This window comes from Pseudomonas sp. 9AZ, assembly GCF_902506525.1.
In the GTDB taxonomy this organism is placed as follows: domain Bacteria; phylum Pseudomonadota; class Gammaproteobacteria; order Pseudomonadales; family Pseudomonadaceae; genus Aquipseudomonas; species Aquipseudomonas peli.
This window is the reverse complement of record NZ_LR733840.1, coordinates 725,353-750,985: the sequence shown is the minus strand read 5'-3', so window position 1 is coordinate 750,985 and position 25,633 is coordinate 725,353. Positions and strand designations below refer to the sequence as shown.

Sequence of the window (25,633 nt, the reverse complement as noted above, 5' to 3'; positions counted from 1 at the left end):
GGGTGAGGGTGAAGCCATGACTGAAGCTACCGGTAAAATCAATCTGCTGGGTCTGACCCAGGCAGAGATGGAACAATTCTTCGAAAGCATCGGGGAAAAGCGTTTCCGTGCCGGGCAGATGATGAAATGGATTCACCACTTTGGTATCGATGATTTCGATGCCATGAGTAACGTCAGCAAGGTCTTGCGCGAAAAGCTCAAGGCCTGTGCTGAGATCCGCGGCCCGGAAGTGGTCAGCGAAGATATTTCCACTGATGGCACGCGCAAGTGGGTAGTGCGGGTGGCGTCAGGCAGTTGTGTAGAAACCGTTTACATCCCCCAGGGCGCGCGTGGCACCTTGTGTGTGTCGTCGCAGGCCGGCTGTGCGCTGGATTGCAGTTTCTGCTCAACCGGTAAACAAGGTTTCAACAGTGATCTGAGTGCCGCCGAAGTGATCGGTCAGGTGTGGATTGCCAACAAGTCGTTCGGCAGCGTGCCGGCGAAGATCGACCGTGCCATCACCAACGTAGTGATGATGGGTATGGGCGAGCCGCTACTGAACTTCGACAACGTCGTCGCCGCCATGAAAATCATGATGGACGACCTCGGCTATGGCATCTCCAAACGCAAGGTGACGCTGTCCACCTCGGGCGTGGTGCCGATGATCGACAAGCTCGGCGAAGTGATTGATGTGTCACTGGCGCTGTCACTGCATGCGCCGAACGATGCGCTGCGCAACCAGTTGGTGCCGATCAACAAGAAGTACCCGCTGGAAATGCTGCTGGCGGCGTGCAAGCGTTATGTCTCGCGTCTCGGCGAGAAACGCGTGCTTACAATCGAATACACCCTGCTCAAGGATGTAAACGATAAGACCGAGCACGCTGAGGAAATGATCGCACTTCTCAAAGATGTGCCTTGCAAGATCAACCTGATTCCGTTTAATCCCTTCCCCCACTCCGGGTACGAGCGGCCTAGCAACAATGCGATTCGCCGTTTCCAGGACCTGCTGCATAAAGCCGGGCACAATGTCACCGTGCGTACCACGCGAGGCGAGGACATTGATGCGGCCTGTGGTCAGTTGGTCGGCCAGGTCATGGATCGTACCCGCCGTAGTGAGCGCTATATTGCTGTGCGTGAATTGAGTAGCGAGGCCGAAACGCCGAGTTCCGCCGCCAATCGAACCTGAGGGGAGGATACCCATGACCTTGCGTCCCGCGTTATTGCTGTTGGCCGCCAGTCTGTTAGTCGGTTGCGTTACAACCGGTAATGTCGATCCGATGAAAACGTCCAAAGGACGTGATGAAGCCCGAGATGCTTACGTGCAGCTTGGTATTGGTTATCTACAGCAAGGCGAGACCGAACGCGCCAAGATTCCGTTGAAGAAAGCGTTAGAGCTCGACTCATCGAATGCGGATGCACATGCTGCACTGGCGTTGGTGTTCCAGATTGAAATGGAGCCCAAGCTGGCTGACGATCACTACCGCAAGGCGCTCTCGCAAAACAGTGACGATGCTCGCTTGTTGAATAACTACGGTAGTTTTCTGTTTGAGCAGCAGCGTTACCAGGAAGCCTTCGAGCGCTATTCCCAAGCTGCTCAGGACACGCTTTATCCGGAGCGGTCACGGGTGTTTGAAAACCTTGGGCTGACCTCCTTGCAGCTCAAGCAGCGTGAGCAGGCCAAGGCCTATTTCGAGCGTTCGCTACGGTTGAATAGCCGCCGTCCCCGCGCGTTGATGGAAATGGCGCAGTTGTCCTTTGAGGACAAACAATATGTTCCCGCGCGGGGCTATTACGATAGCTACATGGCGCTTGCTCAGCCAGATGCGCGCAGCCTGTTGCTGGGCGTCCGGCTGGCGAAGATTTTCGAAGAGCGCGACAACGCGGCGAGCCTCGGTTTGCAGTTGAAACGACTTTATCCGGGCACGCCGGAATATCAGCAATACCTGTCGGAGCAATGATGAAAGCGGCGCATCCAGAAGTGCTAGCAGTTCCCCGTATCAACCCGGGTGAGACTTTGCGCAAGGCTCGTGAGGGGCGTGGTTGGACTATTGCCGAAGTTGCAGCGCAGCTTAATTTGACCCCTCAGCGTTTGAGCCAGGTCGAGCAAGGTGCCTTCGATAAGCTCCCTGGGCATACCTTTGCGCGTGGTTATGTCAGGGCCTACGCCAAGTTGCTGGACATCGATCAGAATCGTCTGGTGCTGGAGTTTGACCAATTCACTGGCAGCGATGCGGCGGGTAGCAGTGTTCACAGCTTGGGCCGTATCGAGGAGCCCGTGAGCTACTCGCAACGTATCTTGCGGATGGTCAGCTTTGTCCTCTTGCTGGCGCTAGCCGGTTTGAGCTTCTTCTGGTGGCAGGAGCAAGCCGAGCGGCGGGCCGAAGATCTGGCTTCAACCAGCCTTGAGCATGTTGAAGTAGACGGCGCCGACGGCACCACACAGATCCATCCGTTGGATGAACCGGAAGATCAAGCGGTAGAGGCCGCCCAGCTGGATGCAGGCGTGACGTTACCGCCACTTCCTGAGGGTGCTGCAGAGCTGTCCAGTACAAGCGGAGCCGAAGCTGCTGCCGTGGTTGCCCCTCAAGTTGAGCCGCCACAAACCCTTACCGATATAGCAGGTGCTCCTGCAGTGCCTGCTGCGTCTGCTGAGGTGTCGCCGGTAGTTGCTGACGCCCTGCCCGAAGTATCTTCTGTTGCTGCACCTGCACCTGCACCTGCACCTGTGCAGGCAGCAGCCGGTGAGGCGGTGGTTAGTCTGACCTTTATTGCTGATTGCTGGACGCAGCTGACAGATGCTAATGGCAAGGTGCTTTTCAGCGCCCTCAAGCGTAAAGGCGATAGCTTAGAATTGGCCGGTAAGGCACCACTGGAGCTGCGTCTGGGCTTCGCGCGAGGTGCTCAGGTGAGCCTGAATGGCAGTCCAGTTGATGTGGCCCCGTTTATCTCCGGTGAAACCGCGCGTCTGAAGTTGGGTGGGCAGTAACATGCATTGTGAATCACCGATCAAGCGGCGTGTTTCACGTAAAATCTGGGTTGGCTCTGTGCCGGTGGGTGGTGATGCGCCCATCGCCGTGCAGAGCATGACCAACAGCGACACCAATGATGTAGCAGCCACCGTGGCGCAGATTCGTCGCCTCGAAGATGCAGGCGCGGATATCGTGCGTGTCTCGGTGCCGGATATGGATGCAGCCGAAGCTTTCGGCAAGATTAAACAGCAGGTGCGTGTGCCGCTGGTGGCCGATATTCACTTCGACTATCAGATTGCCTTGCGCGTAGCCGAGCTTGGCGTCGATTGCCTGCGTATCAACCCAGGTAATATTGGCCGTGAAGACCGTGTGCGCGCAGTAGTCGAGGCGGCGCGCGATAAAGGTATTCCGATTCGCATCGGAGTCAATGCCGGGTCCTTGGAAAAGGACCTGCAAAAGAAATATGGCGAACCCACACCCGCGGCATTGGTTGAGTCGGCCCTGCGTCATGTTGAGCATTTGGATCGTCTGAATTTTCCCGACTTCAAGGTCAGCGTAAAGGCCTCTGACGTGTTTATGGCCGTCGAAGCCTATCGCCTGTTGGCCAAGCAGATTGAACAACCGTTGCACCTGGGTATCACTGAAGCGGGTGGTCTACGTTCGGGTACCGTGAAATCGGCGGTCGGACTGGGCATGCTGCTGGCTGAGGGCATCGGCGATACCATTCGTATCTCTCTGGCCGCCGATCCGGTGGAAGAGATCAAGGTCGGCTACGACATCCTCAAATCCCTGCGTCTGCGTTCCCGTGGCATCAACTTCATCGCCTGCCCAAGCTGCTCACGGCAGAACTTCGACGTGGTGAAAACCATGAACGAGCTGGAGCAGCGCGTTGAAGACCTTTTGGTACCGCTGGATGTTGCGGTCATCGGCTGTGTCGTCAACGGCCCAGGCGAAGCCAAGGAAGCCCATATTGGCCTGACCGGTGGTTCGCCCAACCTGATCTATATCGATGGCAAACCGGCGCACAAGCTGGGTAATGACAACCTGGTTGATGAGCTGGAAAAGCTGATCCGCCAGAAAGCAGCCGATAAGGTTGCTGCTGACGCCGCGGTCATCGTGCGCAGCTAAGACTGCTAAGGAATTGAAGTGAGCAAGCCCCTGCAAGCCATTCGTGGCATGAACGATATCCTGCCCGAGCAGACTCCGCTTTGGCGTTATTTTGAAGGTACCGTCGCCAGTCTGTTGGACGGTTACGGCTATCGGCAAATTCGTATGCCGATCGTTGAGTTCACCGAGCTGTTCAAACGTTCTATTGGTGAAGTCACCGATATCGTTGAAAAAGAGATGTACACCTTCGACGACCGCAACGGTGATTCCCTGACGCTGCGTCCGGAAGGTACTGCTGCCTGTGTCCGCGCGGTGCTTGAGCATGGCCTGTCCGGCGGTGGCCAGACCCAGAAACTCTGGTACATCGGCCCGATGTTTCGCCACGAACGTCCGCAGAAAGGCCGTTACCGCCAGTTTCACCAGATTGGTGTAGAGGTCTTCAACATCGACGGCCCGGATATCGACGCCGAGTTGATCGTGCTGACTTGGCGCCTGTGGGGCCTGCTGGGTATTCGCGATGCGGTGAAGCTCGAGCTCAACAGCCTGGGCACCAGTGCCGCGCGTGCCGTTTACCGTGATGCATTGGTCGAGTTCCTGACGGCTCATGCCGATCAGCTGGACGAAGACAGCCGTCGCCGTATGCACACCAATCCGCTGCGCGTGCTCGACAGCAAGGCTCCGGAAACGCAGGCGCTGTTGGTCAATGCGCCGAAGCTGGCGGATTACCTGGACGAAGAGTCGCGCGTGCATTTCGAGGGGCTTAAAGCCCGTCTGGATGCGGCAGGTGTGCCTTACGTGATCAATCCCAAGCTGGTGCGTGGGCTGGATTACTACAGCAAGACCGTGTTCGAGTGGGTGACTGATCAGCTCGGTTCCCAGGGCACAGTGTGCGCGGGTGGCCGTTACGATGGCCTGGTTGAGCAGATGGGTGGCAAACCGACGCCAGGCGTGGGTTTTGCCATGGGTATCGAACGTTTGGTGCTGTTGCTCGAAACTCTAGGTAAAGTACCGGCTGAAATCGCCCGTACGGTCGACGTTTACCTGTGTGCCTTTGGCGAGCCTGCTGAACTGGCTGCGCTGGCCTTGAGCGAGCGACTGCGTGACCAGCTGCCAAACCTGCGTCTGCAGGTGAATGCCGGGGCGGGTAGCTTCAAGAGTCAGTTCAAGAAAGCCGACAAGAGTGGCGCCTTGTACGCCTTGATCTTGGGTGAAGACGAATTGGCCCAGCAAGTGGTAGGTTGCAAACCGCTGCGCGGTCAGGGCGAGCAACAAAGTATTGCGTGGTCGGCATTGGCCGACCATTTGGCGACCAGCGCCGATCAGGCCTGAGCGCCTGTTGAGTGATTTAGCGAATAGGAGTGTTGGGGTGGTTTCGCGTACTGATGATGAAGAACTGGCGGTAATCAAGGACTGGTGGCAGCGCAATGGCATGCCATTGCTGACCGGTGTTGCGCTGGCCTTGGTGGTGGTGTTCGGCTGGCAGGGCTGGCAGAAATACCAGGCTAATCAGTCCCAGGGCGCCTCGCTGGTGTATCAGCAGTTGCTTGAAGCTGCGCTGGACCCGAGCGGCAAGCCCGATGCGAGCAAAGTTGCAGAACTGGCCAACACGCTGAAAAAAGATTTTGCCGGTACCCATTACGCGCAGTACGGCAGACTATTTGTGGCCAAGGTTGCAGTTGAGGCCGGCAAACTGGACGACGCTGCTAGCGAGTTGCAGGCCATTGTCGACAAACCGGCCGATGAAAGTCTGGCTGAGCTGGCCCGTCAGCGCCTGGCGCGCGTACTGGCTGCGCAGGACAAAGTTGAAGATGCCCTGAAGCTACTGGATGCCAAGGTTGCGCCGGCCTTTGTCGCCAGCCGTGAAGAACTCAAAGGTGACCTGCTGGTGCAACTCGGCCGTGCCGATGACGCGCATGCCGCTTACGAAAAAGCCAAGGCTGCGCTCTCTGAAGACGCCGCTGTCGGTGGTCTGCAAATGAAGCTGGATGATCTGGCAAAAGGGGATGCGTGACGTGATGCGCTGGAAGAATGCCGCACTGCTGGCCCTGGCCGTTCTGGCCGTAGGTTGCAGCAGCAATAGCAAGAAGGAACTGCCACCGGCCGATCTGCCCAAGTTTGAGGAAGAGGTTAGCCTGCAGAAAGAATGGAGTCGTTCGATTGGCGACGGCCAGGGCGAGTCCTTCAACATGCTGGTACCGGCGATTGATGGTGAGCAGATTTATGCCGCCGATGTCGAAGGCCTGGTTGTGGCCATGGACCGCATGACCGGCAAGGTCATCTGGAAAGCCGACCTGGAGCTCCCGGTGTCCGGCGCCGTCGGTGCAGGCTATGGCCTGGTTGTGGTTGGTACGCTCAAAGGCGAGATCATCGCCCTCGACACTGCCAGTGGTGAAGAGAAATGGCGCGCCCGCGTGACCAGTGAAGTGCTGGCTCCGCCTGCGCTGAACGGCGACGTGGTGCTGGTACAGACTCAGGATGACCGTCTGATCGCCCTGGACATGAACACCGGTGAGCAGCGTTGGATCTTTGAAAACACCCCGGCAGTACTGACCCTGCGCGGCACTGGTAGCCCGGTGCTGACCAACCGCCTGGCGATCGCCGGCCTGTCCACCGGCAAGGTGATTGCGCTGGATGCTCAGCGTGGTATTCCAGTCTGGGAACAACGTGTGGCTGTGCCGCAGGGCCGTTCCGAACTGGATCGCGTAGTCGATATCGACGGTGGTCTGCTGCTCTCGGCTGGCACCCTTTACGCCGTCAGCTACCAGGGGCGTGTTGCGGCGCTGGATCTGGAAAGCGGTCGTATCCTCTGGCAGCGCGAAGCGTCCAGTTCGGTTGGTGTTGCTCAGGGTTACGGCAGTGTTTACGTAAGCCTGGCCAGCGGTACCGTTGAAGGTATCGACGAGCGTTCGGCTTCGGCCTTGTGGAGTAACGATGCCCTGGCTCGCCGCCAGTTGTCGGCTCCGGAAGTGTTCTCCAGCTATATCGCGTTCGGTGACCTGGAAGGTTATCTGCACCTGGTCAGCCAGGTGGACGGTCGTTTTGTCGGCCGTACGCGTATCGACAGCGACGGCCTGCGTGCCCGTCCGCTGGTCGTGGGTGATTGGCTGTATGCCTACGGCAACGGCGGCAATCTGGTGGCTCTGACCATCAAGTGATCGCTCGCTGACGCGTTGGCTATGCTGCACAGCACCTAGGGTTGTGCAGCATAGCCAGCGTAATGAATTCCGGCCGCTGCCCCTGCAGCGGCTTTTGTATTTTCTGAAATAACGAAGTGGAGAGCCTAATGGTTCCCGTAATTGCCCTGGTGGGCCGCCCGAACGTCGGCAAGTCCACCCTGTTTAACCGCTTGACCAAGTCCCGTGACGCGATTGTCGGCGACCTGTCTGGTCTGACCCGTGATCGCCAGTACGGCGAGGCCAAGTGGCAGGGGCGAACCTATATCGTCATCGACACTGGTGGTATTTCCGGTGACGAGGAAGGCATTGACGCGAAGATGGCCGAGCAGTCGCTGCAAGCCATCGAAGAAGCGGATGCCGTGCTGTTTCTGGTGGATGCCCGCGCCGGGTTGTCCGCTTCCGATCAGATGATTGGTGAGCACCTGCGTCGCCGTAACAAGCGCAGCTTCCTGGTCATCAACAAGGTCGACAATATCGACGCCGACTTGGCCCGCGCTGAGTTCTCCAGCATGGGCATGGGCGAGTCCCTGGCGATTGCCGGTGCTCACGGTCGCGGTATCACTCAGATGCTCGAAGCCGTGCTGGGCTCCTTCCCCAAGGATGCCACCGAGCCGGAAGAGGGCGAGGAAGAAGAGATCGTTCTCGAAGGTCAGGAAGCCAAGCGTATTCCCGGCCCGAGCGAGAAGGACGGCATCAAGCTGGCCATCATCGGCCGGCCGAACGTCGGCAAGTCGACTCTGGTTAATCGCATGCTCGGTGAAGAGCGGGTTATCGTTTATGACCAGGCCGGTACTACCCGCGACAGCATCTACATCCCGTTCGAGCGCGATGACGAGAAGTACACCCTGATCGATACCGCCGGCGTGCGTCGCCGCGGCAAGATCTTCGAGGCGGTGGAAAAGTTCTCGGTGGTCAAGACCCTGCAGGCGATCCAGGATTCCAACGTCGTGGTATTCGTCATGGATGCCCGCGAAGGTGTGGTCGATCACGACCTCAACCTGCTTGGCTTCGTGCTGGAAAGCGGCCGCGCCCTGGTAATTGCCCTGAACAAATGGGACGGCATGGAGCCGAGCGAGCGCGATTACGTGAAAGTCGAGCTGCAACGCCGGCTGTTCTTCGTCGACTTTGCCGATATTCACTTTATCTCGGCGCTGCACGGCACTGGCGTGGGCAACCTGTACAAGTCGGTGCAGGCCTCGTTCAAGTCGGCAATCACCCGCTGGCCGACCAACCGTCTGACCACGATTCTTGAAGACGCCGTCAGCGATCATGCGCCGCCCATGGTCAACAATCGCCGCATCAAGTTGCGCTATGCCCACCTCGGTGGTGCCAACCCGCCGCTGATCGTGATCCACGGCAACCAGGTCGAGGCGGTACCCAAGTCCTATATCCGCTACCTGGAAAACACCTACCGCCGCGTGCTTAAGCTGGTCGGTACGCCGATCCGTATCGAGTTCAAGGGCGGTGATAACCCCTATGAGGGCAATAAGAATACCCTCACGGATCGTCAGGTGAACAAGAAGCGCCGCCTGATGAGCCACCACAAGAAGGCTGAGAAAAAGCGCAAAGACAAGCGCTAAGCTTGGATTTAAACGCTCTATAAAGGCACCTTCGGGTGCCTTTTGCGTCTCTGGGGTATCGGCTATCCTGCCGCATCACTAGCGCTCAAACTCGGCGCTTGGCCCAGGAATATTGCCTCGATGCTTATCAGCAAACTGCCGAACGTCGGCACCACCATCTTTACCCGCATGTCGCAGCTCGCCGTGGAAACCGGCGCGCTCAATCTGTCCCAAGGCTTTCCGGATTTCGATGGGCCGCAGGCGCTGCGTGATGCGGTCGGCCGACATATTGCTGCTGGGCATAACCAGTATGCGCCGATGACTGGCTTACCAGCGCTGCGCGAGCAGGTGGCTGCGAAGATTGCCCGCAGTTATGGCCGCACTGTCAGTGCCGATACTGAAGTCACCATCGTTCCCGGTGCTACCCAAGGCATCTTCTGCGCCATCCAAACGCTGATTCAGCCTGACGACGAAGTCATTGTCTTCGATCCCAGTTACGACAGCTACGAGCCCTCAGTCGAGCTGGCAGGCGGGCGCTGCGTGCATGTGCCACTGGCCTTGCCGGGTTTCTCCATCGACTGGCAGCGCCTGCAGGATGCGCTGAGCGACAAGACTCGCCTGATTATCCTCAACAGCCCGCACAACCCTAGCGGCGCGCTGATTTCACGGGCTGAGTTGGACCAGCTGGCGGGCCTGATCCGCGAGCGCGATATCTACCTGATCAGCGACGAGGTTTACGAGCATCTGGTGTTCGATGGTATCCAGCACGCTAGCGTTCTGGCCCATGACGAGCTGTATCAGCGTGCCTTTGTGGTCAGCTCGTTCGGCAAGACCTACCACGTCACCGGCTGGAAAACCGGCTATGTCGTGGCGCCGCCAGCCTTGAGCGCCGAGCTGCGCAAGGTTCACCAATACGTCAGCTTCTGTGGCGTGACGCCGCTGCAGTGGGCCCTGGCCGACTATATGGCTGAGCATCCCGAGCACGTCGAAGAGCTGCCTGCGTTCTATCAGGCCAAGCGTGATCTGTTCTGCGACCTGCTGGCCGGCTCGCGCTTTACCTTCACCCGCGCCGCCGGTACCTATTTCCAGTTGGTCGATTACTCGGCGATTCGCAGTGATCTGGATGATGTGGCCATGGCCGAATGGCTGACCCGCGAACATGGTGTGGCGGCGATTCCGGTGTCGGTGTTCTATCAGAGCCCACCTGCGGATTTGCGTCTGGTGCGTTTCTGCTTCGCTAAGCGTGAAGAAACCCTGCGCCAGGCGGCGGATAAACTATGCGCGATCTAAGCCTGTTGCCCGACCTCGAACTGGCGCTGATCCAGACCACCATGGCCTGGCAGGACCCAGCCGCCAATCGTGCGCATTTTGCATCCCTGCTGGAGCAGGCACGCGGTGCCAACCTGATCGTGCTGCCAGAGATGTTCAGCACGGGGTTCTCCATGGACTCCGCCGCGTTGGCCGAACCAGAAGATGGCCCAACCAGCCAGTGGCTGCGCGAGCAGGCTCAGTCGCTGCAGGCTGTAGTCACTGGCAGCCTGATTATCCAAACCGTTGATGGTTCCTACCGCAACCGCCTGCTCTGGGCACGCCCGGATGGTACTCTGGCGCGGTATGACAAACGTCATCTGTTTCGCATGGCAGGTGAGCACAAGCACTACAGCGCTGGCACTGAGCAGGTGCTGCTGGAGGTCAACGGCTGGCAGGTGCGCCCACTGATCTGCTACGACCTGCGTTTCCCGGTGTGGAGCCGCGATCCACAGACCACCGACCTGCTGCTCTACACCGCCAACTGGCCAGCCGCACGGCGCCTCCACTGGAACCGCCTGTTGCCAGCGCGAGCGATCGAAAACCTCTGTTATGTCGCGGCGGTAAACCGCATAGGCGAGGACGGCAAGGGCCATGCCTACAGCGGCGATAGCCAGGTGCTGGATTTTCAGGGAGAGCCGCTGCTGGAGCCGGGCGCGGTGGATGGCGTCTTTCGGGTAACCCTCAAAGCTGCCGAGTTGGCCGCTTACCGTGAGCGTTTCCCGGCTTATCGCGATGCGGATTCTTTTACCCTGGCTGACTGATGGGTGGTTTCACTGCTTTAGGTAGTGGTCGTAGATCGCCTGGTAGCGGCCGCTGGCCTTGAGTTGGGCGAGGCCGGCATTGAAGTCGTCGCGGATCTGCGGGTCGCGAAATACCGGTCGGTAGTTCTGCGGGTCTTCCTCGACGAACTGGTGCATGGCGATGGTTTTGGCCTTGAACAGGGTGGTGCGTTCAAGCAGCAGTTCGAAATAGCGATAGATGCTGCGATCACTCAGTACCAGATCGTAACGGCCCTTGTTTAGGCCAAGCACCTGGAGCTCCTGATTGTTCTGCTCGAAGTACAGGCCATCTTTCTGGCTGGCGGCCAACCATTCGGGGTAGCGCTGGGCGGCGCCCTGAAAGGCCACGATGCTAAGGCCCTTGATGTCCTCGGGCTTCTGGATGTCGAAGCGCCGGCCTTTCAGGCTGACAAACACGTTGTAGTAGATCACCGCTGGGTTGCCGTAGTGGCCACTTACAGCGGCAAGGTCCTGACCCAGGTCAGTCATGGCCGCATCCACTTCACCTTTGCGAAACGCCAGTGGCACGCGGGCCAGAGGAAAGTAGCGGGGTTCGAGTTTGTGGCCGCGAAAGGCCAGGGCTTCGCCAATCACTTCCAGCTCGATACCGCTGTCACTCTCTGGAAAGCAGAAGGGCGGAATCTTTTCACCGAAGGCCATGAGCACAGTGGCCGCGAGGCCATTTGCGCTGCAGGCGAGCAGCAGCGGCAGGCTGAGGGTGCACATCCAGTGTGTCAGTGAACGCATGGTCAGGTGCTCCTGCGATCCATGACGTCAGTGTAGTGATCGCCTGTTCGCTCGCCGTGCACTTGGTCTGAATTTCCAGGTTGATTTAGCCAGCTGCAGTGGGCTTCTGTTCGGCGGCGCTGGCTTCCAGGCGCAGTTTCTCACTGCGCAGAAAATCGCGCAGCTGCTGCAGGTCGGCAAGTTTCTGCTCCACCTCAACCAGCTTACGGCTTACCAGCTCGGCGCCCTGGGCGCAGTCGAGCTGTTGCTCGCGCCGGGCTTTGAGGATTTCGCCGATCTCACCGAGGGAAAAGCCCATGCCCTGCGCCTGCTGGATAAAACCCAGGTCATTGAGCGTTTGCTGGCTGTATTCGCGGTAATTGTTGTCGCGCCGCAGGGCGCTGATCAGCCCCAGGCTTTCGTAATAACGCAGGGTGTGACGGCTAGCGCCGCTGCGTTTTTCCAGTTCGCCTATGCGCATGAAAATCTCGCTTGACTGTAGAGTGTGCTCGACAGTTTAGCCTGCTCGGGTCACTAATGGTTCGGGTGGATTGATCATGAACAAACACTGTTTGGTAACCGGCGGCAGCGGCTTTATCGGTCAGCATCTTCTGGCGCTACTGACTCGTCAGGGCCATTCGGCGACGCTGCTGATGCGCCAGCCGCAAACCTTGCCGGCCTTGCGCGCACAAATTGAGCAATTGGGCGGCCGCGGTGAGCTGCTGACGGCGGTGGCCGGTGACTTGGGGCGCGCTGACCTGGGGCTAGATGGCACTGCACGTGAGCAGGTCCGTCAGGCTGCTGTGGTGTTTCACCTGGGCGCGCAGTTCGCCTGGGGGCTGGCTGCCGAGCAGGCGCGCCAGGTCAATGTCGAGGGCGCGTTGGCTGTGGCTGAGCTGGCGGCGCAGCAAGGCAGTCGCCTGCTGATGGTGGGCGGCTTTATGCTGGCGAATTATGAGCATCTACAGCGCATCGGCATTGAGCTGCAGCGGCCCGAGCGCACTGATTGGAACAAGGTCTATCAACGTACTGGCGCCTATGAGGGCAGCAAGCTGGAGGCGCATTTTCGCGTGCACGCGCGTATGGCTGAGCTGCAGGCGCCACTGACGGTGGTGCATCCGGCCACTGTATGCGGTCACAGCCGCAGTGGGCATATTCTGCCGGCGCAGCCATTGGCTGGGCTGGTCGGCAATCTGGCAGGCGGTTTGCTCGGGGCAATACCGGGCTCGACAGCACATTGGCTGCCGCTGGTCAGTGTGGATTTTCTCGCCGAGCTGATCGTGGCCGCGGCTTTTGATGAGCAGCAGGCCGGGCAGGAGATTCTCGCCCTGGATGCCGCGACGCCCAACCTGCAGGGCATGCTTCAGCAATTGGCCCACACGCTAGGCGTCAGCGCGCCAAGTCGGCATGTGTCGATTCCCTTGCTGCGGGCGTTGCTAAAAATTCCGGGTGTGCCGCGGTTGCTGCGTACCGATGCCGAGTCGCTGGATTTTATCCAGACCACTCGTTTCGATACCGCTGCGACGGATGCGCTGGTTCAGCGCCACAGGCTGGTATGGCCCGATATAACTCAAGCCTTGCGGATGACCGCGCGTTACCTGGTGTCTACGCCATCAGCAGTTAATGGCTGAGGCGCTGCGCGATTTACCTGCCATCTAAACTGCTTAAGGGCCGAGCGCATCCAGGTGGCTGTCTGACACATGGCAACAAGCGCCGGGCAAGCACCGGCGTTTGTTGCAGCAGGGGAGTTAGCTCATGCTTGGGTAGTCGGTGTAACCCTCGGCCCCACCGCCATACAGGGTGTTGCCGTCCAGTGGGTTGAGTTCAGCCCCGGCTTTAAAGCGCGCCAGCAGGTCTGGGTTGGCGATATAGGGGCGGCCGTAGGCGACTAGGTCAGCCAGGTTGTTGGCGATAGCCTGCTCACCGCTTTCCGCTGTCTGCCCACCCGCAATAATCAGCGTGCCCTTATAAAGGTTGCGAAGGGCGCGCAGCAGATCATCAAAGCCCTGGAAGGTGCCCCCCAGCCAATCCGGACGGTTGACGTGCAGGTAGGCCAGGTTGCGGCTATTGAGTTGGCTGACCAGGTAGCTGAAGGTCTCCAGTGGATTGGCATCGTGCACATCGCCAAAGGTACCCATGGGCGAAATACGGATGCCGACCTTGCGGCTGTCACCGACCGCAGTCACCGTAGCGTCCAGTACTTCAAGTACAAAGCGCGCGCGGTTTTCCACCGAGCCGCCATAGACATCGGTGCGCTGGTTGCTATTGGAACAGAGGAACTGATCCAGCAGGTAGCCGTTAGCAGCATGCACTTCAACACCATCGAAACCGGCCTTGATCGCGTTTTCACTGCCGTGAGCGTAAGCGCTTACAACGCCTGGCAACTCGCTCACTTCCAGTGCGCGTGGCATGGCAGTGGCAGCCTTGTGGTGGCTACCGTCAACTTCGACTACATAGCACTCGGCCTTAGCCTGGATGGCCGAAGGGGCTACCGGGTCGGCGCCGTTCGGTTGCAGCAGCGGATGGGAGATACGACCCACATGCCACAACTGCAGGAAAATGCGTCCGCCGGCTTTATGCACTGCCTGGGTGACCTGCTGCCAGCCGGCCACTTGCGCATCGCTGTGGATGCCCGGTGTCCAGGCGTAGCCTTGGCCTTCAGGGCAGACCTGGCTGGCTTCACTGATGATCAGGCCTGCGTTGGCGCGCTGGGCGTAGTAGCTGGCATTCAGCTCGCCTGGGACGTTACCCGGCAGACTGCGCTGGCGTGTCAAGGGCGCCATCACCAGGCGGTTGGGCAGCGTCAAAGCGCCAAGCTGCAGCGGTGCTTGCAGGTGTTCAATCGTCATAAAGCCTCCATCAAGGTCTTCGAAGTGGCTGTATAGGCCAAGGCGGCTATTATGCGCGTGGCAATCTTTTTAGGAAGTACGTACGATAAAGGCGGTAACTTACTTAAAGGTAACCATTAATGGCTGAGCAACAAGCCGGGACGGTTGAGAACAAGCGTCTGATGCAAGGCGATAAGGTCTATAGCACACCGATGGATGTCACCTTGGAGGTGATAGGTGGCAAATGGAAGGCTCTGCTGGTGTATCGCCTACTCAACGGGCCACTGCGCTTTTCAGAGCTGAAGCGGTTGGTGCCGGATATCACCGAGAAGATGCTGACTCAGCAGCTGCGTGAATTGGAGCGTGTCGGCGTGCTAACCCGAACTGTATTCGCTGAGGTACCGCCGCGAGTGGAATATTGCGTGACTGAGCATGGTGCCACGTTGCAGCCGGTGCTGGCTGCCATGTGTGAGTGGGGGCGTAGTCACTGGCAGCAGCAGAGTGAATGAGCAGTAGGGTATCGGGTCGCTAGCGGAGAGCGTCCGCCAGCGCCCGGTGCCTATCAGGCAGCTTGCTCTGCTGCCTGGCCGAGGGCGCGATTCAACGCGCTAAACAGCGCGCGGAAACTCGCCGTGGTGAGGTTTTCATCGATACCCACGCCGTGCAGCGCGCGGCCGCCGTTGACGCGCAGCTCGATATAAGCCGCCGCTTTGGCATTAGTGCCGGCGCCGATGGCGTGCTCGCTGTAGTCCATGATTTCCACGTCTACCGGCAGGCCGGCAACCAGGGCTTCCAGCGGGCCTTTGCCGATCCCGCGCCAATGCTGGGTTTCCCCGGCATTGATGACTTCCACATCGACCGCGCTGGTGCCGTTTTCTTCCTGCAGGCGATGGCCTTTCAGGGCATAGGGTGCGGTGGCCTGCAGGTACTCGGTTTCGAGCAACGTGTAGATTTGCGCGGCGGTCATCTCCAGGCCGAGGCGGTCGGTTTCCCTCTGCACCACCTGGCTGAATTCGATCTGCATACGGCGCGGCAGGTTGATGCCGTATTCCTGTTCGAGCAGGAAGGTGATACCGCCCTTGCCGGACTGGCTGTTGACGCGGATCACCGCCTCGTAATCACGGCCGATATCGGCCGGATCGATCGGCAGGTACGGCACTTCCCAGACTGCATCGGCCTGCTGCTGAGCGAAGCCTTTGCGGATCGCATCCTGGTGCGAGCCGGAGAAGGCTGTGTGTACGAGGTCACCTACGTACGGATGGCGCGGGTGCACCGGAATCTGGTTGCAGTCTTCGACCACCTTGCGCACGGCGTCGATGTCGGAGAAGTCCAGCTCGGGGTCAACGCCCTGGGTGTAGAGGTTCAGTGCCAGGGTCACCAGGCAGACGTTGCCGGTGCGCTCGCCGTTGCCGAACAGGCAGCCTTCGACGCGGTCGGCGCCGGCCATCACGGCCAGCTCGGACGCGGCGACGCCGGTGCCACGGTCATTGTGGGTGTGCACGCTGATCAGCACGCTGTCACGGCGGTCGATGCGACGGCCGAACCACTCAATCTGGTCGGCGTAGTTATTCGGTGTGGCGCACTCGATGGTCGCTGGCAGGTTAAGGATCAGCTTGTTTGCCGGAGTCGGCTGGAACACGTTGATCACCGCGTTACACACCTCGACGGCGAAGTCGATCTCGGTGCTGCTGAAGACTTCCGGCGAATACTCGAAGCCCCACTGGGTTTCCGGTGCAGCATCGGCCAGGCGCTTGATGGTCTGGCCAGCAGCCACGGCGATGGCTTTGACACCGGCCTTGTCCTGGTTGAAGACAATTTTGCGGAAGCTCGGCGCACAGGCGTTGTAGTAGTGGACGATGGCCTTCTTCGCGCCTTTCAGCGACTCGAAGGTGCGCTCGATAAGGTCGTCACGGGCCTGGGTCAGCACCTGGATGGTCACGTCATCCGGGATGTGGCCGCCTTCGATCAGCTCGCGAACGAAGTCGAAATCGGTCTGCGAAGCGGACGGGAAGCCGACTTCGATTTCCTTCAGACCCACGGCCAGCAGGCACTTGAAGAAGCGCATCTTCTTCTCGGCGTCCATCGGCTCGATCAGCGACTGGTTGCCATCACGCAGGTCGGTGGACAGCCAGATCGGCGCCCTGTCGATGATCTGGTCTGGCCAGGTACGGTCTGGAATCTGGATCTGGGTGAACGGGCGGTACTTGCTGGACGGGTCTTTAAGCATGCTCATGGTGTTGATCCTTGTGGCGCGGCTGCAAGCGGCGAGCCGGGCAAAAACTGAGAAAACAGGGCAGGGCGTGGGCGTGAAAATTCAGCCACGCAGTCGCTGGCTCACCAGGCAGAGGTTGGCGTGTTGGCGCAGCAGAATAAGGGTGTGGTAGGTGTTCATAGCGCCACCCTAATCTCTGAGGTCAAAGCTGGCAAGCAATGCTGAAAAATTGGTGTTTGAGTGCGGTTTAGGTGTTTTTAGGCGATTAATTTTGCGTAAAAAGTCGTGGGTAAGCGTTTGGATTGCGGGTGGCTCAGGTGTTTAGGCCGCCCGCTGTGGCGTCAAGGCTGAGAGCCAGGCAGCAGGTTGTGTTTCAGTTCACGCATGTCCGCCCCGCTCGGGTGCTGGAAGACCCGCAAACCGAACTCGGGAAGGATCGCCAGCAGGTGGTCGAAGATATCCGACTGAATAGCCTCATAGCGTGCCCAGACGATGGTGTTGGTGAAGCAGTAGAGTTCCAGTGGCAGGCCGTCTGCGGTTGGGTTCATTTGCCTGACCAGCTGGGTCATCTCCTGGTGGATACCAGGGTGCTGACGCAGGTAGTGCTCGACGTAAGCGCGGAAGGTGCCGATGTTGGTGACCCGCCGGGTATTTGCCGGCTCCTGGCTGGCCTCTGCCAGTGCGCTGTTCCAGCTGAGCAGCTCGCTCTGCTTGCTGTTCAGGTACTGGCCGAGCAGCAGAAAACGCTGCAGGCGGGTGATCTGCTCTGGGCTGAGGAAGCTGATGCTGGTTTGGTCAAGCAGCAGGCTGCGCTTGATTCGCCGTCCACCGGACTCCTGCATCCCGCGCCAATTCTTGAACGGGTCGCTGATAAAGCGTTTGGTCGGGATGGTGGTGATGGTTTTGTCCCAGTTCTGTATGCGTGAGCTCTTGCCTTAAATGGACACATCAATAATCGTAAAATCAGTCACTTAACCTTTTTTGCGATTTGTCCGTTTTTTGGACTTTTGAGGGACGTCTTAGCTGAAACTGAAGGCGGGACTACGGCCCACCTGCTCGCATGGGATAGCCGCACTAGATCGAGACAGCGGCAGGGGGGGCTGAGTTATTCGTCTTTAACCCAATATCTCTGCACCGTCCGAAGCCCCGCGCCCAACTTCCGGGCGATCTCTTCTTTGCTCAGCCCCTCGGCCTGCAAGGTAATGACAGCAAAGCGCGTGGCATCTGCCTTCTGCCCTCGAACCCCTCGAATCGCGTCATCCGCCGCAACTGGCTCAAACCGGCCAACGCGCAGCATCTCTTCCAGCCTCCCACTGCTCACTGCGATCTGCTCTTCAATGCTTCGACCAGATTGGCGTGCTTCAACGATCAGAAGCAGATCTGAGAGAGCTACCCCCAGCAGTTCACAGAGTGCAGCAAGAGTATCGAGACGAGGGAGGGTCTGGCCGTTCTCAATTCTACTTAGGTTTGCTTTGTGGATTCGTTCTGCACATTCAGTGCGTGATAGCCCCGCCTGAAGCCTCACATCCCGAAGCACTTGTCCCAGTACCTTTTCAAACCCCATTTTCATTGCGCTCAAAACCCAGCATCAGAGCAGTTTTGACTCGCCACATAGTTAGCTATTAAGCTAACTATGTGGCGTATTATCATAGCAGCAGAGCCTGTCAATACATGCTGATTGGTATTTTTGACGCAAGGTAAGCATGCGTGATGGACGCCAGCGGAACGCCAAGGCCAAGCCAAACGAGTCCGAAAATGCAATACCCAACTTCTGCTCCTAGCACCAAGGATTACGACTCGCCTGCTGGGCGACTTAGCAACCGAACAGATATTCGAAGCGGAGAAAATGATGGCTGCTCAAGCAGGACACACAGACTTTGAGTTCAAATCTGAAAGCCCAGGCCTGTGGTGCCTAAACAAGCAAGGCCGTGATCTCTTCATGAACATTACGCTTGCGCGCACAGGCACCGACAATGTCGTCAAAACAATCGCAAGCAACGACCCTGAGATTATCAAACGGACACTGAGTACCCCCGGTGACGGGCTATACGTCCGAAGTTTTCAGGCGGTTTTCAGTTGCAACTTTCCCGACAACTCTGGAATAGGAGTAGCTGATGTCCTCAAGTTCAAAGAGGAACGAACCAAGCGCGGGGAGCTTATACACCTCGTCCTCACAAAATTTGGCTGCCACCAGTTCGGAGGCCCGGCGAAATTGATGGCCAGCCAAGTGAAAATGGGGTCAGAGGTCGTGCTCTACACAGCTACGTCGCCTGCTCGACGCTATTACGGGGGATGAGCGATGGCCGAGTTACAGGAGATAACCGACCTGCTCTTTAGCACCGGGATTCCCATGCCTGGAGCATTGGTTGATCAGGAGGAAGCCATCAGGATCGTCCGGGAGCGCTTTCCGTACTCGGAATACTGCCTCGTCCGGGATTGGATTTGGATTGACCTATATGTGACGCCTGCACAGCACGCTGAGCTAGTGAGGACTCAGCGTCAGCCCGTACTCGCTTACGCACACACCGTGATTTACGACAGCTCGCGAAGGTGGGACGTAGGCGACTTCGTGCGTACTTCTTACCTGCATGCTTTCCACGACGGCTTTATGTTCCAGACCGTTAATAGGGTCTACATCTTGCTCGGTGACGGCGTGCGCAAGCGTGCAACCCTAGAAACGGTTGGGCGAGTTTTTTGACCACAATCGGCAGCTCGAAGCCATCAAGCACTAACGTAGAAAGCAGTGTGGACACGATGGATGAACCACACCAAGAAGCTCACGGAATGCGCTGCACCCTCTGCGGAGATCCCTGCCATGCAAGGCTTTGCGGCACGCTTAAGGGCAGCCTGCCAGGCGGCCACGAGGGGCAGAGTGACCATTACCTGGTTCACCTCTGCCAAGGCTGCTTCCTGGGTGTCTTGAGCTTCTTGCGGCAGGAGCGCCGGATCATGAATCTCTTCTACAACGAGCCCGGTGCCGATGACGAGTTTGGCCTAGTTACAGAGTCCCAAGATCAGCCGAGGCCATGATGCGCCAGTCTATCCGCGACTAAGTGATGCAGCTGACTTCTCGGCTCGAACAGAGATGTCATCCGCGCGTGGCAGAACAGCACAAGGCGCAGCTCGCCCGCCTTGATACTGCATGCGACGCTTTCAATGCTGCCGGCCAGTGGCGAGGATAGCTGCTAATCCCAATCGGCCAGAAGCAGTCATTTGATAAGAGCGGATTTCGACACTTAGCTGTCGTGGTGACCTGCAACAAGGACTAGACCGCTCACCAATGGCCAGTTGCTGCACCTAGTCGAGTCTAGAGATCAGCCGAAGTATTCCGGATATGCCGCCTGGAGGTAGCGCTTGCATAGCCCAGTAATGTACGCGTGAGCTTCTTCAAGCTTCATTGCGGGCGTCTTATTTGCCTTTACAATCTGCTTGAAGCCGTGGCGCGAATCAAAGCCTGCAAGAGAAAAATTATTGGCAGTATTGGTAAACGCTTTCCTATCTGCTGGCACATCGGTAAGTTGAAGCTTCTTTAAAGCAGCGTGCGAGTCAACGGTCTCCATTAATTTGTAGTAATTAGCCCAACTTCTATCGAGATCTAGATACTTCAAAATCATGTATACATCATGATGCTCAGTAGCTAGCACAAGAAGGCCGAGACGTGGCGATGCTTTTAGAGCATTTATCAGCTCCTCATTTCTTTTGCGGGGAGAGATTGCAGGACGTTGCAGTAGGCCTGAAACCGCGATTTTCTCCGAGAATTCAACGGGCTTCTCTCGAAAATTAATGCCATGAATGGAGAGTTTCCGATAGTCTTGCCAGAAAAAATCGGAGGCACCATTGAACAAACTTACCAGTTCGTATGACACCTGCCACACGATCTCCGAGTCTTGTTCATTCTCGAAGTAAAGTGAGTTGAAGCTGAAGTGATCGTTAAGACAGTCATGCCAGTGATCAATCCCGCCCCAGATCCGAAAATAATCCGTGCTAATGCCCGCTTCGCTGAGCTGGCGTAGATCTCGGGGATCGCCGTTCAGCATCACTTCCCAATCACTTTGTTGACACATACCAGCTTCCATTTTTGGCGTTTTGCCCCATATTTACTGCTTGGTTTTTCCGGTTATGGCATCGACGTAAATCAGGCCTTTCGTTTGTGCGGCTTTAATCTTGCGATCCAGCATCTCGGTGAAACCAAGTAGTCCCTCAAGCACAACAATAAGATCGCCGCCATCTACGAAAACGGTCTTGATAGCCTTACCCGCTACAAGCGAGCCCATTACTTGCTCGCTGAATCCATGAATCGAGAAGAAAAGCCCGCGTCCATACATTTTCCCTTCAATCTTACCGGCAAACTGATATACGGCTTCATTGGCGGCTGCTTTGTCCTGCCACTTTGCTTCGATGATATAGTGCTCTCCGTCGTACTTGACTGCACCGTCGATTTGCTCACCATTCACCCTGAAAGGTTCAGTCACCTCAAGTGAGGCCAGCTGGGCGAGCGACTGTAGAATCTTTTCTAACGCATAGCCTCGTTTTGCTCCGACTTCCTGTCCCTGAAGAAGAGCAATAAACTTGGTCTTGAGCTCAGGTAGTGTTGTGCTTGGGGCGCGAGCAGCAGACTCCTTACGCTCTCGTTCTTTTCGCTGCTGCTGAATCTTATGGTCGCGAATTTCCTGCAACTGCCTTAGATGTGTGATTGCACACTCTGCCTCGGTACGACTCAGTTTCTTGAGCGAGTCGAAGTAGTAAGAGTCGAAATGCTTCCAGGTGATGAGCGCCTGTAGCATCGCCCTAAACTGGCCGAGCCCCCCATCGGGTTTAGCGCTTAGATGTTTGAACATTGCATCAACGATTGCGTATCGATGCATGGCCTTGTGATCGCCAATGGCCTTGATATCGCTCTTTGTACAACTGTTTGTCTCGAAGAAGCCGACTATGTCGTCCTTGGGCCAAAGCAGCTTGAGAATACACTCACGCATGGCGAGTTTGATGTCATTTGGAAAGGTCATAAGGCGGGCGCTGCTGGCTACTGTGATTCACCAGATGGTGCCTTTTGCTACATTTTTTGGCCACTACATCTAGATCTGGACAGGTGGGTTTTGATGCCCATTCCTGGCCGACCGCTACCAAACCCATTGTGTACAAGCTTGAGGATCAATCCGGCGTGAGGCATCTGATCGCGGGGCATCTGAAAGACCGGAGTGATCTGCTTGATGGGCTTGACGTGCGGAGCAGGAACTTTCATTGATCCAAGCGGGGCAATTGTGCCCGCGAGCGGTATCTGCCCGCCTGTATTTGAGGCAGGAGTGATGGGTGTGGCAACGCGCTGTTGCTCAGGTGCCTATCGCGCCGCTTAAACCTGGCTATAAGATGGGGAAGATGTTCCCAGATGCTCGGCCAGTACTCGGAACAATGGATTGTCAGAGGTATTGATGAAGATCGCTAAAAGCCTAACGACCTATGAGCTCGAAGATCTCTATCCCATAGCCCAGGGTGATGCTGTCCTCCGGCTTCCAAAAAGCATGAGTCATGGTGGCTTATTGGGCATAGATGCTGCGCTTGCCCAGCTGGTAATCACCTGGGCTCGTGCTCATGAGCAAAGCGTTCTGCACCTCTATGCAGGAATCGAAGAAGCCCTGGATCAGATCTCGCAGTTAGGTAGATCCGCAGCAGGCCTGGCGGCCTTGATCATGGCTCAGAAGATTATGGCCGAGAAGCATGAATCCGTTGAGAAGCGGGCCGCGCTCACCATGATCAGGCCCTTCATCGAAGCGATGTACGAAGGCGACCTACGCAATACCTCGAATGAGCGTGGCGCACGACCTACCTCCATCAATCTATTCAGCATCAACTTCGCCCAGATGGAGTTCATCAAGCCTTTCTACTACGGGGAAAGTGCTCCGCAGATCCACTCTCACTCATCGTTCGCCAACCTCATTGAGAAATCGTCCGCTTTGATGCATACGAAGCAGGGTAAGAACTCATTGATCCGGGGTGGGCTGCCAGCGCTTGGAAGTGTGGTTGCCGAGTTGATTGCCAATGCTGATCAACACGCCGTTACCGATGTGCATGGCGTGAAGTACAAGAAAGGTTTGCGCGGCATTTCTGTGAAGGCCAGTCGGATTAAAAAACATGACATCCATCTTCATTCAGACAAGGAATCACAGTTCGCACTGTTCGTATTGAAGAATATGCTCAAGGGCGCCGAGTACCTGGACTTCCTGGAGATTTCTGTGATCGACGCAGGGCCTGGTCTTGCACGGAGATGGCTCTCTGCTAAAAAAGGCGTTCCAGTCGAGGATTTGAGTGAGCTTCCGCTGGCCGAGGAGCTGGAGGCGACTCTGGAGTGCTTCAAAAAGCACGTCACGACAAAAGAATCTGCAACCTCCGGCATGGGCCTGCACAACGCAGTGCAAGCGCTCAACAAGCTCAAGGCTTATGTTCGCCTTCGTACAGGTCGACTCTGTCTGTACCAGACGTTTCAGGGGTTCGATCAGGTTGTCGCGTACAACCCCAGGAGCTGGAGTGGTGAGCGCGAACTGACGGCAGCCGAAGGCACCGTATTTACGATCTGCATTCCGGTGAGCTGAGATGACAGATCTCTTCGATTTCGAGGTATGTCTCACCCCCTCTACAGGAGGGGAGCCTGCGCATGTTGTGGTGTTTTTCATTGGGCCTGAGCGGATCACGGCAGCCCATATCACTGAAGCGCTTCAGAGGCGGCTGAACGACTATATCCTCCCAGACCACGTCACGTTCCTTGTGCCTGAGTGTTACCGGCAATGGATTAAAGACCAATGCGCGGATAAAACGACGCCGCTTGCAATCGCTCTCGAAAGGCGTGCTCCAGGTGCGACTCTCTCCTATGGTTTCACCTTCTTCAACGAGCATGGGGATATCACCAAGTACGCTAACGTCGCTGGTGTGGCAAAGGAGATCAATCGGCTGATTACTGGCGCAGCGGATCAGATCGTTCAAGCCGGAATGAAGAAGCTGGTTAAGTGCACCTCGGTGCTTACCAAGGCGCCTGCTGGCTTCTTCTTTTCTAAGCCATCGTCGCGAGCGTCCAACTACTTCATCAGAGCCGAGAATCTGCTGAGCGAAACGCAGCACTCGCACTTTCTCGCTTTTGCATGCCTGAAGGTGATCAAGGACGCCTCCGAGAATGGTGTGCGAGAGCTTGATACGGTCTATCTCGATACGATGGCGTTTCTTCCAATCGCTCTCTCGATCCAACTGTTCCAGGCAAAATTCGGCAAGCCAACGATTCAAACCATCAAATCCTTTCATTCTCACGATGGCTTGCGGGATGGCCCATTGCCGAATGGGGCCTCCTCCTTGTGCTTGATCTCTGCGTCGACCAACTGCGGGTTGGCGAGGGAGTGGGTAAGGGTTAATGCGGCCTCGCCAAGCTTGGTCACGACTTTCCTCTCGTTCCTACCAGAGTCCGACTCGTGCAGAGTGCTTCATACCATCGAGAAACCAGACGATTTCGAATCTATAGCCGAGACCGAATCGACAGATGGCAGGAAGCTAATCCGCATTCACGGTGAGCGATTTGTAGCGGAGCATACCGAGACGCGGTTGCTCAATATCAGCATGGATCATCTGCCCGAAGGGCTTCAGTCCAAGTTCTATTCATACATGGGGCAGGGCCTGTTCACGTGCTTTAGCCAGATACCAAACCGAGAAAGGCAGCGGACTGTAAACGTCGACAAGGACAAGCTGGTAGCCACCAAGGAGTTCAACGACTGGTTCACCCAGGCATTGATGGAGGAGTCGCCGGCCTCTACCTCTTTCATCATCCACGACGATGATACGGCGAGCGAGAAGATGGCCCAGGACGCGCTGGATTTCTTAGTGGCGAGGGGGCTGACGTGCAATGTCGTTAACGCTAAGGATTTCAACCCGGACAAAAAATTTGATGGGTCAGTGATAGTCGTCGCCGCAGCAGCCGAACGGGGTACCCTGTTACTCAGTATCAGCCGCCGACTCAGGTCGGCCCAGAATTCAGGAACGCGCGTTTACCTCATAGGCGCGCTTCTGGGGCGCTCGTACGAACTGATGAGAGAACTAGCCGCCAACCTCATCCAGCCGCCCAAGGGCAGCCGAAAGTATGTGTTTAAGCCATACCTAGAAATTCCAGCTGCCAGCCTGTCCTGCAACAACCACTGGAAGCAAGAGTACAAGCTGTTGAGCCAACTGCTCGCATTCAACGGAGATGGTGCTTCAGATGAGGCGAAAGATCGCCTGAATGCGTTCGACCAGGCCGGCGTAGCAGGCCTTGCTGACCATGCCTTCTGGCAGAGCAGCGATCACCGCGGCCCGATGAGATTGACCAAAGGTTTTGCCTTTGTGAGTGGCACCAAGGATGTCACCGTGGCAGCATGCACAGACATCTTCCTAACCATCTTGTGGGTTCTCCAGAACGCCCGTGAGAATGCAAAGATCAAAGATGCGAAGCGCCTGGAGTCAGGTGAATTGCAGCAAGTGCTGCTATCGCCAGAGGTTTTTTCTCGATACGACGACGGCATCATTCAGGGCGCATTTCTCCGGGCAGCCTTGCCCACGGAGCTCGATTACAGTGCCCACGAATCCTACAGCGCATCCATGGCTGACATCATCCTTCGGGTTGCTCAAGGCTATGGCTATGAGCGGGGTGAGGCCGCCATGGAGTTCATCGCAGCTTTGGCGATAGGTAAGATTCGTTTGCACAAGGAAATCGACAAAAAGCTTAGAGCCAATATCGCGCAAGTCCTTCAGGGCAAGGTAGGCGATGTAGAGCTTTTACTGGGCGATGAAGCTTCCCCAATCTGACGCGCTCCGTTGCCACCCTGCTGTGCAGCAATGAATACGGTCTTAGCGGCACCTGACGCCTGCTTCATGCCTCTTTTAGCCTGTCGCATCAGGCTGGAGTCGGCCAAAAGCCGCCGGTGACGGCTATAAAACTCCCTAGCTAAATTTCCTCCCCCCCCCCACCAAAAAATTGT

23 protein-coding genes and 2 pseudogenes are annotated in these 25,633 nt (G+C 57.2%); 17 read left to right on the top strand and 8 right to left on the bottom strand.

The features are described from left to right. Window positions 1-16: 16 nt before the first annotated feature. From rlmN to ALTER154_RS03590, 10 genes are all read left to right on the top strand, one after another. The gene (gene rlmN, locus ALTER154_RS03635) at window positions 17-1,165 is read left to right on the top strand and encodes a 23S rRNA (adenine(2503)-C(2))-methyltransferase RlmN (RefSeq protein ID WP_160085289.1); all 1,149 of its coding nucleotides are present in this window, start codon (window positions 17-19) and stop codon (window positions 1,163-1,165) included. A 13-nt stretch (window positions 1,166-1,178) separates the two neighbouring features. Further along, window positions 1,179-1,937 carry a type IV pilus biogenesis/stability protein PilW gene (gene pilW / locus ALTER154_RS03630; protein WP_160085288.1) on the top strand — a complete coding sequence of 253 codons (759 nt, stop codon included), beginning with the start codon at window positions 1,179-1,181 and terminating at the stop codon, window positions 1,935-1,937. Next, window positions 1,937-2,965: a RodZ family helix-turn-helix domain-containing protein gene (locus ALTER154_RS03625; protein ID WP_160085287.1), complete on the top strand. Its 1,029-nt coding sequence runs from the start codon at window positions 1,937-1,939 to the stop codon at window positions 2,963-2,965. The genes pilW and ALTER154_RS03625 overlap by 1 nt, the downstream gene beginning before the upstream one ends. Before the next feature lies 1 nt (window position 2,966). After that, a complete protein-coding gene (gene ispG / locus ALTER154_RS03620) occupies window positions 2,967-4,076 on the top strand; it encodes a flavodoxin-dependent (E)-4-hydroxy-3-methylbut-2-enyl-diphosphate synthase (RefSeq protein ID WP_160085286.1) in 1,110 nt (369 codons plus the stop codon). Window positions 4,077-4,094: 18 nt separating this feature from the next. After that, on the top strand, window positions 4,095-5,384 hold the full coding sequence (gene hisS / locus ALTER154_RS03615) for a histidine--tRNA ligase (RefSeq protein ID WP_160085285.1): 1,290 nt from the start codon (window positions 4,095-4,097) through the stop codon (window positions 5,382-5,384). Between the two features lie 100 nt (window positions 5,385-5,484). Further along, a complete protein-coding gene (locus tag ALTER154_RS03610; RefSeq protein WP_256665680.1) occupies window positions 5,485-6,066 on the top strand; it encodes a tetratricopeptide repeat protein in 582 nt (193 codons plus the stop codon). Beyond that, on the top strand, window positions 6,059-7,210 hold the full coding sequence (bamB, locus tag ALTER154_RS03605) for an outer membrane protein assembly factor BamB (RefSeq protein ID WP_160016427.1): 1,152 nt from the start codon (window positions 6,059-6,061) through the stop codon (window positions 7,208-7,210). The genes ALTER154_RS03610 and bamB overlap by 8 nt, the downstream gene beginning before the upstream one ends. Window positions 7,211-7,338: 128 nt before the next feature. Continuing rightward, window positions 7,339-8,811 (top strand): ribosome biogenesis GTPase Der, encoded by a 1,473-nt coding sequence (gene der / locus ALTER154_RS03600; RefSeq protein WP_160085283.1) that lies wholly within the window; start codon window positions 7,339-7,341, stop codon window positions 8,809-8,811. Window positions 8,812-8,931: 120 nt separating this feature from the next. Continuing rightward, entirely contained in the window at window positions 8,932-10,080 is a 1,149-nt protein-coding gene (locus ALTER154_RS03595; protein ID WP_160085282.1) for a pyridoxal phosphate-dependent aminotransferase, read from the top strand. After that, complete coding sequence (locus tag ALTER154_RS03590) at window positions 10,068-10,862, top strand: amidohydrolase (RefSeq protein ID WP_160085281.1); 795 nt, start codon at window positions 10,068-10,070, stop codon at window positions 10,860-10,862. The genes ALTER154_RS03595 and ALTER154_RS03590 overlap by 13 nt, the downstream gene beginning before the upstream one ends. 9 nt (window positions 10,863-10,871) lie before the next feature. Here the strand turns inward: ALTER154_RS03590 and ALTER154_RS03585 are convergent, their stop codons facing one another. Together ALTER154_RS03585 and ALTER154_RS03580 are read right to left on the bottom strand one after the other, a co-directional pair. Further along, on the bottom strand, window positions 10,872-11,627 hold the full coding sequence (locus ALTER154_RS03585; RefSeq protein WP_218585075.1) for an ABC transporter substrate-binding protein: 756 nt from the start codon (window positions 11,625-11,627) through the stop codon (window positions 10,872-10,874). An 85-nt stretch (window positions 11,628-11,712) separates the two neighbouring features. Next, entirely contained in the window at window positions 11,713-12,087 is a 375-nt protein-coding gene (locus ALTER154_RS03580) for a MerR family transcriptional regulator (protein WP_160085280.1), read from the bottom strand. 76 nt (window positions 12,088-12,163) lie between these two features. Here ALTER154_RS03580 and ALTER154_RS03575 point away from each other — a divergent pair, with 76 nt between their 5' ends. Further along, window positions 12,164-13,237 (top strand): SDR family oxidoreductase, encoded by a 1,074-nt coding sequence (locus ALTER154_RS03575; protein ID WP_160085279.1) that lies wholly within the window; start codon window positions 12,164-12,166, stop codon window positions 13,235-13,237. Between the two features lie 117 nt (window positions 13,238-13,354). On the opposite strand, the gene ALTER154_RS03570 is transcribed toward ALTER154_RS03575, so the two are convergent. Next, the gene (locus ALTER154_RS03570; protein WP_160085278.1) at window positions 13,355-14,455 is read right to left on the bottom strand and encodes an alkene reductase; all 1,101 of its coding nucleotides are present in this window, start codon (window positions 14,453-14,455) and stop codon (window positions 13,355-13,357) included. A gap of 119 nt (window positions 14,456-14,574) precedes the next feature. On the opposite strand from ALTER154_RS03570, the gene ALTER154_RS03565 reads away from it, so the two are divergent. Then, window positions 14,575-14,943, top strand: a complete 369-nt coding sequence (locus tag ALTER154_RS03565; protein WP_275113183.1) for a helix-turn-helix domain-containing protein — start codon at window positions 14,575-14,577, stop codon at window positions 14,941-14,943. Window positions 14,944-14,996: 53 nt separating this feature from the next. Here the strand turns inward: ALTER154_RS03565 and leuA are convergent, their stop codons facing one another. From leuA to ALTER154_RS03550, 3 genes and pseudogenes are all read right to left on the bottom strand, one after another. Further along, window positions 14,997-16,667: a 2-isopropylmalate synthase gene (gene leuA, locus ALTER154_RS03560; RefSeq protein WP_160085277.1), complete on the bottom strand. Its 1,671-nt coding sequence runs from the start codon at window positions 16,665-16,667 to the stop codon at window positions 14,997-14,999. A 320-nt stretch (window positions 16,668-16,987) separates the two neighbouring features. Beyond that, window positions 16,988-17,569, bottom strand: a pseudogene (locus ALTER154_RS03555) (mechanosensitive ion channel family protein); the annotation flags it as partial. A gap of 182 nt (window positions 17,570-17,751) precedes the next feature. After that, entirely contained in the window at window positions 17,752-18,216 is a 465-nt protein-coding gene (locus tag ALTER154_RS03550) for a helix-turn-helix domain-containing protein (protein ID WP_160085276.1), read from the bottom strand. A gap of 279 nt (window positions 18,217-18,495) precedes the next feature. Between ALTER154_RS03550 and ALTER154_RS03545 the strand changes: the two genes are divergently transcribed. Together ALTER154_RS03545 and ALTER154_RS21170 are read left to right on the top strand one after the other, a co-directional pair. Next, window positions 18,496-18,942, top strand: a complete 447-nt coding sequence (locus ALTER154_RS03545; RefSeq protein ID WP_160085275.1) for a hypothetical protein — start codon at window positions 18,496-18,498, stop codon at window positions 18,940-18,942. Window positions 18,943-18,945: 3 nt separating this feature from the next. Further along, a complete protein-coding gene (locus ALTER154_RS21170; RefSeq protein ID WP_372239911.1) occupies window positions 18,946-19,344 on the top strand; it encodes a hypothetical protein in 399 nt (132 codons plus the stop codon). Window positions 19,345-19,960: 616 nt separating this feature from the next. Here the strand turns inward: ALTER154_RS21170 and ALTER154_RS03540 are convergent. Continuing rightward, entirely contained in the window at window positions 19,961-20,710 is a 750-nt protein-coding gene (locus tag ALTER154_RS03540) for a hypothetical protein (protein WP_160085274.1), read from the bottom strand. Window positions 20,711-20,743: 33 nt separating this feature from the next. Beyond that, entirely contained in the window at window positions 20,744-21,652 is a 909-nt protein-coding gene (locus ALTER154_RS03535; protein ID WP_160085273.1) for a restriction endonuclease, read from the bottom strand. 134 nt (window positions 21,653-21,786) lie between these two features. Between ALTER154_RS03535 and ALTER154_RS21165 the strand changes: the two are divergent. The 3 genes and pseudogenes from ALTER154_RS21165 to ALTER154_RS03525 all read left to right on the top strand — a co-directional run. Continuing rightward, window positions 21,787-21,891 (top strand): annotated as a pseudogene (locus tag ALTER154_RS21165) (hypothetical protein); the annotation flags it as partial. Between the two features lie 184 nt (window positions 21,892-22,075). Continuing rightward, on the top strand, window positions 22,076-23,233 hold the full coding sequence (locus tag ALTER154_RS03530; RefSeq protein WP_160085272.1) for an ATP-binding protein: 1,158 nt from the start codon (window positions 22,076-22,078) through the stop codon (window positions 23,231-23,233). Window position 23,234: 1 nt separating this feature from the next. Beyond that, a complete protein-coding gene (locus ALTER154_RS03525) occupies window positions 23,235-25,460 on the top strand; it encodes a hypothetical protein (protein WP_160085271.1) in 2,226 nt (741 codons plus the stop codon). Window positions 25,461-25,633: the final 173 nt, after the last annotated feature.